At 60.8% G+C, this 11,946-nt stretch carries 14 protein-coding genes; 3 read left to right on the forward strand and 11 right to left on the reverse strand.

Annotation, left to right across the window (positions count from 1 at the left end):
• Positions 1-79 precede the first annotated feature (79 nt).
• Entirely contained in the window at positions 80-838 is a 759-nt protein-coding gene (locus KW841_RS24190) for a Nif3-like dinuclear metal center hexameric protein (protein WP_116580973.1), read from the reverse strand.
• A gap of 103 nt (positions 839-941) precedes the next feature.
• On the opposite strand from KW841_RS24190, the gene algW reads away from it, so the two are divergent.
• Complete coding sequence (gene algW, locus KW841_RS24195; protein ID WP_007970284.1) at positions 942-2,102, forward strand: Do family serine endopeptidase AlgW; 1,161 nt, start codon at positions 942-944, stop codon at positions 2,100-2,102.
• A gap of 122 nt (positions 2,103-2,224) precedes the next feature.
• On the opposite strand, the gene hisC is transcribed toward algW, so the two are convergent.
• From hisC to KW841_RS24245, 10 genes are all read right to left on the reverse strand, one after another.
• Positions 2,225-3,277 carry a histidinol-phosphate transaminase gene (hisC, locus tag KW841_RS24200; RefSeq protein WP_116580972.1) on the reverse strand — a complete coding sequence of 351 codons (1,053 nt, stop codon included), beginning with the start codon at positions 3,275-3,277 and terminating at the stop codon, positions 2,225-2,227.
• A 2-nt stretch (positions 3,278-3,279) separates the two neighbouring features.
• A complete protein-coding gene (gene hisD / locus KW841_RS24205) occupies positions 3,280-4,605 on the reverse strand; it encodes a histidinol dehydrogenase (RefSeq protein WP_218480081.1) in 1,326 nt (441 codons plus the stop codon).
• A 125-nt stretch (positions 4,606-4,730) separates the two neighbouring features.
• Positions 4,731-5,366, reverse strand: a complete 636-nt coding sequence (gene hisG, locus KW841_RS24210; RefSeq protein WP_007970278.1) for an ATP phosphoribosyltransferase — start codon at positions 5,364-5,366, stop codon at positions 4,731-4,733.
• 127 nt (positions 5,367-5,493) lie between these two features.
• Positions 5,494-6,759, reverse strand: a complete 1,266-nt coding sequence (murA, locus tag KW841_RS24215) for a UDP-N-acetylglucosamine 1-carboxyvinyltransferase (RefSeq protein WP_007970276.1) — start codon at positions 6,757-6,759, stop codon at positions 5,494-5,496.
• A gap of 22 nt (positions 6,760-6,781) precedes the next feature.
• A complete protein-coding gene (locus KW841_RS24220) occupies positions 6,782-7,021 on the reverse strand; it encodes a BolA family protein (RefSeq protein ID WP_015093504.1) in 240 nt (79 codons plus the stop codon).
• A gap of 114 nt (positions 7,022-7,135) precedes the next feature.
• A complete protein-coding gene (locus KW841_RS24225) occupies positions 7,136-7,441 on the reverse strand; it encodes a lipid asymmetry maintenance protein MlaB (protein WP_218480082.1) in 306 nt (101 codons plus the stop codon).
• Complete coding sequence (locus KW841_RS24230; protein WP_218480083.1) at positions 7,438-8,079, reverse strand: phospholipid-binding protein MlaC; 642 nt, start codon at positions 8,077-8,079, stop codon at positions 7,438-7,440. Before KW841_RS24230 ends, KW841_RS24225 begins: the two co-directional genes overlap by 4 nt.
• A gap of 11 nt (positions 8,080-8,090) precedes the next feature.
• Positions 8,091-8,558 (reverse strand): outer membrane lipid asymmetry maintenance protein MlaD, encoded by a 468-nt coding sequence (gene mlaD / locus KW841_RS24235; protein ID WP_007970271.1) that lies wholly within the window; start codon positions 8,556-8,558, stop codon positions 8,091-8,093.
• A complete protein-coding gene (mlaE, locus tag KW841_RS24240; RefSeq protein ID WP_007970268.1) occupies positions 8,558-9,355 on the reverse strand; it encodes a lipid asymmetry maintenance ABC transporter permease subunit MlaE in 798 nt (265 codons plus the stop codon). Before mlaE ends, mlaD begins: the two co-directional genes overlap by 1 nt.
• On the reverse strand, positions 9,355-10,164 hold the full coding sequence (locus KW841_RS24245; protein ID WP_218480084.1) for an ATP-binding cassette domain-containing protein: 810 nt from the start codon (positions 10,162-10,164) through the stop codon (positions 9,355-9,357). The genes mlaE and KW841_RS24245 overlap by 1 nt, the downstream gene beginning before the upstream one ends.
• Positions 10,165-10,440: 276 nt before the next feature.
• Between KW841_RS24245 and KW841_RS24250 the strand changes: the two genes are divergently transcribed.
• A complete protein-coding gene (locus KW841_RS24250; protein ID WP_218480085.1) occupies positions 10,441-11,415 on the forward strand; it encodes a KpsF/GutQ family sugar-phosphate isomerase in 975 nt (324 codons plus the stop codon).
• Entirely contained in the window at positions 11,415-11,939 is a 525-nt protein-coding gene (locus tag KW841_RS24255; protein WP_008018712.1) for an HAD family hydrolase, read from the forward strand. Before KW841_RS24250 ends, KW841_RS24255 begins: the two co-directional genes overlap by 1 nt.
• The last annotated feature ends 7 nt before the right edge of the window (positions 11,940-11,946 follow it).

Here is an 11,946-nt window from a genome sequence, read left to right on the forward strand (position 1 = left end):
CCACCGCGGGGTGTCAGGCTTCCAGCGTTATCGTTGACGACCATCGCGAGCAAGCTCGCTCCTACAGGGGATCCCGGATTCAGATCGGATTCGGGCAATCGATGAATATGTGCTCCAGCGCAAAGCGTCGCGCCAGGTAGTCGCCCAAGGCCTGCACGCCGTAGCGCTCGGTCGCATGGTGACCGGCGGCGATGAAGCTGATGTCGTTTTCCCGTGCACTGTGGAAGGTCTGCTCGGAAGCCTCGCCGCTGAGGTACAGGTCGACGCCGGCAGAAATGGCCTGATCGATGTATCCCTGGCCGCCACCGGTGCACCAGCCGACGCGGCGGATCATGGCGCTGCCTTCGATCAACAGCGGCTCACGGCCCATGACTTCCTGTACGCGGCGGGCGAAATCCCGGGGCATCATCGGCTCGTTCAACGAGCCGACCAGCCCGACAATCTTCAGGTTGTCCGGGTCCAGCGGACCTTCGACGGTGATGTCGAGCTGCCGCGCAAGCTGCACGTTATTGCCGACATCCGGGTGCAGATCCAGCGGCAGGTGATAGGCCAGGAGGCTGATATCGTGCTTGAGCAGGGTCTTCAAACGGCGCTGCTTCATGCCGGTGATGCACGGGTTTTCACCCTTCCAGAAGTAGCCGTGGTGCACCAGTACCAGATCGGCATTGGCCTCTACCGCGGCATCCAGCAACGCCTGGCTGGCAGTGACGCCACTGACAATGCGCATCACTTGCGGACGGCCTTCGACTTGCAAGCCATTGGGGCAGTAATCGGCGATTTTGGCGCTGTTGAGGTAACGGTCGGCTTCTTCGACCAGGGTGCTCAGGGCGACGGCCATGAAAGACTCCTAAATATCCCGTTCAGAGGCGCGTGCGGCCTCGTATAATGCGCGTCATTATGAGCGGTCTCTTACCGCCTGCAACTCTCTCAGGAACTGCTTAATGCTCAAGGCGCTGCGTTTTTCCGGCTGGCCGCTGTTGGCCGGCGTGCTTGTCGCTCTTTTGATAATCCAGCGTTACCCGCAGTGGGTCGGGCTCCCGAGCCTCGACGTCAATCTGCAGCAAGCGCCGCAAACCACCAGCATGCAACAGGGCCCGGTGTCTTATGCCGACGCGGTCACCACCGCAGCGCCGTCGGTGGTGAACCTGTACACCACCAAGGTCATCAACAAACCCAATCATCCGTTGTTCGAAGATCCGCAGTTCCGCCGTTTCTTCGGCGATAACTCGCCCAAGCAGAAACGCATGGAGTCGAGCCTCGGTTCCGGCGTGATCATGAGCCCGGAAGGCTACATCCTGACCAACAACCACGTGACCAGCGGCGCCGACCAGATCGTCGTGGCGCTCAAGGACGGCCGCGAGACCCTGGCCCGGGTGATCGGCAGCGACCCGGAGACTGATCTCGCGGTGCTGAAAATCGACCTGAAAAACCTGCCGTCGATCACCGTGGGGCGCTCCGACAACATCCGCATCGGCGATGTCGCGCTGGCCATCGGCAACCCGTTCGGCGTCGGCCAGACCGTGACCATGGGCATCATCAGTGCCACCGGGCGCAATCAACTGGGCCTGAACAACTACGAAGACTTCATCCAGACCGATGCCGCGATCAACCCCGGCAACTCGGGCGGCGCACTGGTGGACGCCATTGGCAACCTGACCGGCATCAACACGGCGATCTTCTCCAAGTCCGGCGGCTCCCAGGGTATCGGCTTCGCGATCCCGGTAAAACTGGCGATGGAAGTGATGAAGTCGATCATCGAGCACGGCCAGGTGATTCGTGGCTGGCTGGGTATCGAAGTGCAGCCGTTGACCCAGGAACTGGCCGAATCCTTCGGCTTGTCCGGGCGTCCGGGCATTGTCGTGGCGGGGATTTTCCGCGATGGTCCGGCACAGAAGGCCGGTCTGCAACTGGGTGACGTGATTCTTGCCATCGATGGCGAACCGGCCGGTGACGGGCGTCGCTCGATGAATCAGGTAGCGCGGATCAAGCCGACCGACAAGGTCACGATCCAGGTGATGCGCAACGGCAAGGAACTCAAGCTGACCGCGGAAATCGGTTTGCGTCCGCCGCCGGCACCGGTCAAAGAGAAAGAAGAAGAGTAAGCAACCAACACAACTCCCTGTGGGAGCGTGGCTTGCCCGCGATGGGGACACCGCGGTGCAACAGGTACACCGCGTTATCGTTCATCGCGGGCAAGCCACGCTCCCACAGGGTTAGCGGCGTTTTAGAGGTCGCCCAGACCGTCGATCAGCGCCTGGTTCTGCTCTGGCGTGCCGATGGAGATCCGCAGGAACTGGGCAATCCGCTCCTGCTTGAAGTGCCGGACGATCACCCCCTGTTCACGCAACTTCGCCGCCAACCCCGCCGCATCGTGCTGGGGATGACGGGCGAAAATGAAGTTCGCCGCTGACGGCAGCACTTCAAATCCCTTGGCCTGCAATTGGCCGACGACCTTCTCGCGATTCTCGATCACCAACCGGCAGGTCTTGTCGAAATACTCGCGATCCTCGAACGCGGCAGCGGCGCCGACATTCGCCATGCGATCCAGCGGATAGGAGTTGAAGCTGTTCTTGATCCGCTCCAGCGCCTCGATCAGGTCCGGATGCCCCACCGCCAGGCCAACCCGCAGACCGGCCAGGGAGCGGGACTTGGACAGGGTCTGGGTCACCAGCAGGTTGGGATAACGATCGACCAGAGTGATTGCCGTCTCGCCGCCGAAATCGATGTAGGCCTCGTCCACCACGACCACCGAATCCGGGCTGGCCTTGAGAATCTGCTCCACCGCTTCCAGCGCCAGCAGGCAGCCGGTCGGTGCGTTCGGGTTGGGGAAGATGATCCCGCCGTTCGGCCTGGCGTAGTCCGCCGGGTTGATCCGGAATTGCTCGTCCAGCGGCACCGCGTCGAAGTTGATGCCATACAGTCCGCAGTAGACCGGATAGAAGCTGTAGCTGATGTCCGGGAACAGCAGCGGCTGATCGTGCTGCAGCAAACCGTGGAAGATGTGCGCCAGGACTTCGTCGGAACCGTTGCCGAGGAACACCTGATTGCCTTGCACGCCGTAGTACCTGGCGACCGCATTCTTCAGCAGGTCGCTGTTCGGGTCCGGGTACAGGCGCAGGTTGTCGTTCAGTTCGGTCTGCATCGCGGCCAAGGCCTTGGGCGATGGACCGTACGGGTTTTCATTGGTGTTGAGCTTCACCAGCTTTGCCAGTTTCGGCTGCTCGCCCGGCACGTAAGGCACCAGATTCTTGACGAACGGGCTCCAGAATTTACTCATGTTCAGTTCCCCTGCTTGTCGTCAACGATGCGATATTCGGCGCTACGCGCGTGCGCGGTCAGCGACTCGCCACGGGCCAGCACGGATGCGGTCTTGCCCAGTTCCGATGCGCCCTGCTCGGAGCAGAAGATGATCGACGAGCGTTTCTGGAAATCGTACACACCCAGCGGCGAGGAGAAACGCGCGGTGCCGGAGGTCGGCAACACGTGGTTCGGGCCTGCGCAGTAGTCGCCCAGGGCTTCGGAGGTGTGACGGCCCATGAAGATCGCGCCGGCGTGGCGGATCTGCGGGAGCCAGGCTTGCGGATCGGCAACGGACAACTCGAGGTGCTCCGGCGCGATGCGGTTGGCCACTTCGATGGCCTGTTCCATGTCACGAACCTTGATCAGTGCACCACGGCCATTGATCGAGGTTTCGATGATTGCGGCACGCTCCATGGTCGGCATCAATTTGGCGATGCTGGCGGCGACCTTGTCGAGGAACCCGGCATCGGGGCTGACCAGAATGGCCTGGGCGTCTTCGTCGTGCTCGGCCTGGGAGAACAGGTCCATGGCGATCCAGTCCGGATCGGTCTGGCCGTCGCACACCACGAGGATTTCCGAAGGGCCGGCGATCATGTCGATGCCGACCTGGCCAAACACGTGGCGCTTGGCGGTAGCCACATAGATGTTGCCCGGGCCGACGACCTTGTCGACCTTCGGCACGCTTTCGGTGCCGTAAGCCAGCGCCGCTACGGCCTGGGCACCGCCGATGGTGAACACGCGGTCGACACCGGCGATGCAGGCCGCAGCCAGCACAAGCTCGTTGATTTCACCGCGCGGGGTCGGCACGACCATGACCACTTCGGTAACGCCGGCCACCTTTGCCGGAATCGCGTTCATCAACACCGACGACGGGTACGACGCCTTGCCGCCCGGCACGTACAGACCGGCACGATCCAGCGGCGTGACTTTCTGGCCCAGTACGGTGCCGTCCGCCTCGGTGTAACTCCAGGAGTCCTGCTTCTGCTTCTCGTGGTAGCTGCGCACGCGGGCTGCGGCGACTTCCAGTGCTTCGCGCTGGGCCACGGAGATGCGGGTCAGCGCCAACTCCAGACGCTCGCGCGGCAGGATCAGGTCGGCCATGGTCTTCACGTCCAGGCCGTCGAACTGACGGGTGAAGTCCACCAGCGCCGCGTCACCGCGCTCGCGCACGGCCTTGATGATGTCCAGCACTCGCTGATTGACCGAGTCGTCAGACACACTTTCCCAGCTCAGCAGATGATCCAGATGATGCGCGAAATCCGGGTCAGCAGCGTTGAGTCGGCGAATTGCAGTCAGTGCGGTCATAGCGAGAGCCTCATAGGAATGGCAAAAAACTCAGGCGCCCGAAGCTAACATTCGATCCGCTTGGGCACCTGAGAATTCTGGCTATGAGGCGGATAGACGGCGCGCCTTGCGGTCGCGCAGGTGAATCAGCCGCGGTGTCGAGACTCCACTGCCTTGCGCAGGGTGTCGATCAACGCCTGGATACGGGCGTGCTGCATTTTCATCGAAGCCTTGTTGACGATCAGGCGGGAGCTGATGGCCGCGATGAAATCCTGTGGCTCCAGGCCGTTGGCCCGTAGCGTGTTACCGGTGTCGACCACGTCGATGATCTTGTCCGCCAGACCGATCAGCGGCGCCAGCTCCATCGAACCGTAAAGCTTGATGATGTCGACCTGACGACCCTGTTCGGCGTAGTAGCGCTTGGCAACATTGACGAACTTGGTGGCGATACGCAGACGGCCCTTGGGCTCGACTGCACCGACTTTACCGGCGGTCATCAGCTTGCACTGGGCAATTTGCAGGTCCAGCGGCTCGTACAGGCCCTGGCCGCCGTATTCCATCAGCACATCTTTACCGGCGACGCCGAGGTCGGCAGCACCATGTTCGACATAGGTCGGCACATCGGTGGCACGCACGATCAGCAGACGGACATCGTCCTGGGTCGTGGGGATGATCAGCTTGCGGCTCTTGTCCGGATTCTCGGTCGGCACGATGCCCGCTTCAGCCAGAAGCGGCAATGTGTCGTCAAGGATGCGGCCCTTGGACAGTGCGATAGTCAGCATGGGAAACGTCAGCCCTTAATCAGGAATCTTATGCCCGGTCGCAATCGGCGCCGGACACGCGTCGAGCCGGAAACCGGCTCGACCTACAACAATCCAACGGGCACCTCCCTGTGCCCATGCAGCAGTACTAGCCCGGGACGCGACGGATCTTGGCGCCCAGCATCTGCAGTTTTTCCTCGATGCACTCGTAGCCACGGTCTATGTGGTAGATGCGGTCGATCAGGGTGTCGCCCTCGGCGACCAGGGCCGAGATCACCAGGCTGGCCGAAGCACGCAGGTCGGTGGCCATCACTGGCGCGCCCTTGAGCTTCTCGGTGCCGGTGACGATGGCAGTGTTGCCCTCGACCTGGATCTTGGCGCCCATGCGGTGCAGTTCGTAGACGTGCATGAAGCGGTTTTCGAAGATCGTTTCGATCACAGCGCCCGTGCCTTCGGCAATGGCGTTGAGGGAGATGAACTGCGCTTGCATGTCGGTCGGGAACGCCGGGTACGGAGCGGTCCGCACGTTGACGGCTTTCGGACGCTTGCCGTGCATGTTCAGCTCGATCCAGTCTTCGCCGCAGGTGATTTCGGCACCGGACTCCCGGAGTTTTTCCAGAACGGCTTCGAGGATGGTCGGATCCGTGTCCTTGACCTTCACGCGGCCGCCGGTCACGGCAGCGGCAACCAGGTAGGTACCGGTTTCGATACGGTCCGGCATCACCTTGTAAGTGGTGGTGTGCAGACGCTCGACGCCATCGATGGTGATGGTGTCGGTGCCGGCGCCGGAAACCTTGGCGCCCATGGCGTTGAGGAAGTTCGCCAGGTCGACCACTTCAGGTTCGCGCGCGGCGTTGGCCAGAACGCTACGGCCCTTGGCCAGTGCAGCGGCCATCATGATGTTTTCGGTACCGGTCACACTGACGGTATCGAAGAAGAAGTGCGCACCGCGCAAGCCGCCCTCAGGCGCCTTGGCCTTGATGTAGCCGCCTTCGACGTCGATGACCGCGCCCATGGCTTCCAGGCCACGGATGTGCAGGTCAACCGGACGCGAACCGATGGCGCAACCGCCAGGCAGCGCGACTTCGGCTTCGCCGAAACGGGCAACCATCGGGCCCAGCACCAGGATCGACGCACGCATGGTTTTAACCAGTTCGTACGGTGCGACCAGGGTCTTGATGGTGCGCGGGTCGATTTCGACGGCGAGTTTTTCGTCGATCACCGGCTCGATCCCCATGCGACCGAACAGTTCGATCATGGTGGTGATGTCGTGCAGGTGCGGCAGGTTGGCAACGGTCACCGGACCATCGCACAGCAGCGTGGCAGCCAGGATCGGCAGGGCAGAGTTCTTTGCCCCGGAGATGCGGATTTCGCCATCAAGACGAGCACCGCCAGTAATAATCAATTTATCCATAAGAATCTCGACGCCCTTGGGCTCAGGTGCGCTCGGCCCAGGCCGCGCTGCTGAAAAATTTCATTGTGACCGCATGGATGCTGCCATCGGTGATCCATGGGTTCAAATGGGCATAGATCTGCTGCTGACGCTTCACCGGGCTCATCGCCGCCAGTTCATCGCTAATCACATTCAGCTGGAAATTGCAGCCTTCGCCCTCGACTTCTACCAACGTTCCGGGCAGCTTTCCTTCAAGGAAGCTCTTCACTTCTACGGCCTGCATGCTCAACCTCAATCGGCGCCCTGTGCGCGCGGGTCGGACATCATACAAAAAAGCCCCGCGCCTGCGAACCCCGCGAAGCAGGACTCTGACGGGGGGCTTCTTTATAGATGCGGGTTAGGGATGCGCCAACAGCTCGGTCAGCTCGCTGACCTGAGCGATTTCACGCATGTCTTCCGGCATTCCACGGATGCTCAACGCCTTGCCGGCCGCCTGAGCATCGCGGATGAAGCACAGCAGCAATGACAAACCGACACTGCTGGACTTGGTCACCGCCGAACAATCGACCACCAGCGCCGCAGCCTTGCTGGCCTTGATCAGCGCCCTGCCCTGCTCACGCAGGCCGGGGCCGGTGCGATAATCCAGCACGCCACTGAGTCGCAGCTCACCCGCTTCGTCCATCAGGACTGCCGACTCACTCATTGGGTCTGCTTCTCGGTGGATTCCTTGGCCTTGGCGACTTCCCCGGCCCAACCATTGATGGTCTTGTCCAGGTCGTTGCCATTGCGCTGCATCGCATCGGCGAACTGATCGCGGAACAGCTTGCCGATATTGATGCCATTGATGATGACGTTACGCAGCTTCCACTCGCCGTTGATCTTTTCCAGCGTGTAGGACACCGGATAGATCGCGCCGCTGCTGCCTTTGACAGTCATGCCAACGCTGGTACGGTCGCCCGACTCGTCCTTGGCCGGTTCAACGGTGATGCCCTGGTTGTTGTACTCCAGCAAGGCATTGCCATAGAACTGGAACAGGCCCTTCTTGAAGTTTTCTTCGAAGGTCTTCATCTGCTCAGGCGTAGCTTTGCGCGAGTACTTGACCGTCATGATGCTCTTGGAAATACCCTCGGCATCCACGACCGGCCCGACGATGGTGTTCAGCGCCGCATAAAAATCTTGCGGATCCTGCTTGTACTTCTCTTTGTTTGCCGCCAGGTCCGCGAGCATACGGTTGGTTGTGTCCTGCACCAGATCGTGCGCCGAAGGTGCCGCTACGGCGTGGGACACCAACGGAAACACCGCGAGCATTACCAACAGGCCACGTCGCAAGGTAGAGATCATTTAACAGTTCCTCATTTAGCTTCTTTGCTAACGGTATTGAGCAGGAATTTACCGATCAGGTCCTCGAGTACCAGCGATGACTGCGTGTCATGGATGGTTCCACCATCCTTGAGCAGGGTGTCTTCCCCGCCCACGCTGATACCGATGTACTTCTCACCCAACAACCCAGCGGTCAGGATAGATGCAGTGGAGTCCGCCGGCAGATTATCGATGCGTTTTTCCAGCTGCATGGTCACCCGACCCGTAAAGCTGTCGCGATCCAGATCGATGGCCGTGACCTTGCCGATGGTCACACCGGCCATGGTCACCTTTGCTCTGACAGTCAAACCGGCGATATTGTCAAAGTATGCGTAAAGTTTATAAGTGTCGGTGCTCGGAGTCGGGGACAGCCCACTGACCCGCAACGCCAACAAGAGCAAAGCCAGGATGCCAGCCAGCAAGAAAAGGCCGACACCGATTTCCAGGGTGCGGTTTTGCATCAGAAATCTCCAAACATCAAGGCGGTCAGAATAAAGTCCAGGCCGAGTACTGCCAACGAGGCATAGACAACGGTCTTGGTAGTGGCACGACTGATCCCCTCGGAAGTGGGTTCGCAGTCATAGCCTTGGAATACGGCGATCCAGGTCACGACAAAGGCAAAGACGATGCTTTTGATGATCCCGTTGAGCACATCCTCAGTGAACGTCACGCTGTTCTGCATGTTCGACCAGTAGGAACCTTCATAGACCCCCAGCCAGTCGACAGCGACCCACGAGCCGCCCCAGATGCCCACCACACTGAAAATCATCGCCAGCACCGGCAGGGAAATGAAGCCGGCCCACAAGCGTGGCGCGATGATGTACTTGAGCGGGTCAACCCCGATCATTTCCAGGCTGGACAACTGCTCGGTGGACTTCATGTTGCCGATTTCCGCGGTCAACGCCGAACCGGCGCGCCCGGCGAACAGCAAGGCGGTCACCACCGGCCCCAGTTCTCGCAGCAGCGTCAGCGCAACCATCTGCCCGACAGCCTGCTCCGAACCATAGCTGGAAAGGATGTTGAAGCCCTGCAGCGCCAGCACCATGCCGATGAACACCCCGGAGACCACGATGATCACCAGGGACATCACGCCCACCGAATGCAGCTGCTTGACCAGCAGCCCGAAGCCGCCACCGATACCACCGCGACCAAGCAAGGCATGAAACAGGAACAAAGCCGAACGCCCGAACACCGCCAGCACATCGATGCCGGCCTGGCCGAAGCGGCGAACGCGCTCCATCAATGAAATTCTGCGCATCAGCGCTTCCCCAGAATATCTGCGCGGTAATCCGTCGCTGGAAAGTGGTACGGAACCGGGCCATCGGGTTCGCCGGTCATGAACTGACGAATGCGCGGTTCATCCGAGTTCATCAATTCGTCCGGGGTCCCCTGCCCCAACACCTGGCCATCGCCCACCACATAAATGTAATCGGCAATGCTCGCGGTCTCGGCCAGGTCGTGGGAAACCACGATGCTGGTGATGCCCAGCGCATCGTTGAGCAAGCGAATCAGACGCACCAGAACGCCCATGGCGATGGGGTCCTGGCCGACAAAGGGTTCGTCGTACATGAGGATCTGTGGATCGAGCGCAATCGCCCGGGCCAGTGCAACACGGCGCTTCATGCCGCCGGACAGCTCGTCGGGCATCAGGTCGATGGCTCCGCGCAAACCAACGGCCTGCAATTTGAGCAGGACGATGTCACGGATCATTTCTTCCGGCAGTTGCGTATGAACCCGCAACGGAAACGCGACGTTCTCGAAGACATCGAGGTCGGTAAACAGCGCACCACTCTGAAACAGCACGCCCATATGCTTGCGCGCATCGAACAGGTCGCTGCGCGACAGTTCTGGCAGGTTCTGACCGTTGACCCAGACTTCGCCCTTGGTGGGGCGCAACTGGGCGCCCATCAGACGCAAAAGCGTGGTCTTGCCGCACCCGGAAGGCCCCATGATGCCGGTGACCTTGCCACGCGGGATACGGATATCGACATTATTGAAAATGCTGCGCGCACCGCGCTTGAAGGACAGTCCCTTCAGCTCGACCGCGTAGGCGTTATCGGCACTCATCTAAACTCCTTGCGATGCAGCCTCTCACTCGGACGCCTGACTTTCTGACGAAAGCACATACCTCCCGGGCAGGCCGAACTGGCGGCGAACTATATCACTGCAAAGGCCGCGCGCCCAAGGCCAAAGCCGAGTCATCTGCAACTGCAGGAGTGGTTCAAAGCCCCGTCTAGAGGGTTTCAGGTAACAAGGAATGACAATGCGCGACGAACTTGCGTGAGGGATTCAATCATAACCGCTATAATCGCCGCCTTTTCATCAGGCTATACGATTTCTGACATGAGCCAATCCAGCGACCTGATTCAATCAGCACAACGCACCATCCGCCTCGAAGTAGAAGCCGTACAAGGCCTGCTACCGCAAATCGACGCAGATTTCGTACGCGCTTGCGAGATGATTCTGGCCAGCAAAGGCCGCGTGGTCGTGGTCGGCATGGGCAAGTCGGGGCACATCGGCAACAAAATCGCCGCGACCCTGGCCAGCACCGGCACCACGGCATTTTTTGTGCACCCGGCGGAAGCCAGCCATGGTGACATGGGCATGATTACCCGCGACGACATCATTCTGGCGCTCTCGAATTCCGGCTCCACCAATGAAATCGTTACCCTGCTGCCACTGATCAAGCGCCTGGGCATACAGTTGATCAGCATGACCGGCAACCCTGATTCGCCGCTGGCCAAGGCCGCCGAGGTCAACCTGAATGTTCACGTCGAACACGAAGCCTGCCCGCTGAACCTGGCACCTACCTCGTCGACCACCGCTGCACTGGTCATGGGCGACGCCCTGGCGGTCGCGCTGCTGGAAGCCCGTGGTTTCACCGCCGAAGACTTCGCCTTTTCCCACCCCGGTGGCGCCCTGGGCCGACGCCTGCTGCTGAAAGTGGAAAATGTCATGCACGCCGGCCAGGAACTTCCGCAGGTCCAGCGCGGCACCCTGCTCAAGGATGCCTTGATGGAAATGACCCACAAGGGCCTGGGCATGACTGTCATCCTCGAGGCCGACGGCAAGCTGGCCGGAATCTTCACCGACGGTGATTTGCGCCGCACACTGGACCGCAGCATCGACATCCACAGCGTGGTCATCGACCAGGTCATGACGGCCCATGGCAAGACCGCCCGCGCCGAAATGCTGGCCGCCGAAGCACTGAAAATCATGGAAGACCATAAAATCAGCGCGCTGGTCGTGGTCGACAGCGAAGACCGCCCGGTCGGCGCCTTGAACATGCACGACTTGCTGCGTGCAGGAGTAATGTAATGAGTGCGGACCTGCTGCAACGCGGCAAACAGATCAAACTGGCGGTGTTCGATGTCGACGGCGTGCTGACCGATGGACGCCTGTACTTCCTCGAAGACGGCAGCGAATTCAAGACGTTCAACACGCTCGACGGCCAAGGCATCAAGATGCTGATGGCCGCTGGCGTGCAGACTGCGATCATCAGTGGCCGCAAGACCCCGGTGGTCGAGCGGCGGGCCAAAAACCTCGGCATCCCGCACCTGTATCAGGGCCGCGAAGACAAACTGGTGGTACTCGACGAACTGCTGGCCCAACTGAATTTGAGCTACGAACAGGTGGCCTACCTCGGCGACGACCTGCCGGACCTGCCGGTGATTCGCCGCGTAGGCCTGGGCATGGCGGTGGCCAATGCCGCCAGCTTCGTGCGCGAACATGCTCACGGCATCACCCTCGCCCGCGGCGGCGAAGGTGCCGCTCGCGAGTTCTGCGAATTGATCCTGCGCGCCCAGGACCGCCTCGATGCGGCCAATGCGGCGTACCTGTGAGTCCGAT

Origin of the sequence: Pseudomonas sp. PDM28 (assembly GCF_019219115.1) — a bacterium.
In the GTDB taxonomy this organism is placed as follows: domain Bacteria; phylum Pseudomonadota; class Gammaproteobacteria; order Pseudomonadales; family Pseudomonadaceae; genus Aquipseudomonas; species Aquipseudomonas laurylsulfatiphila.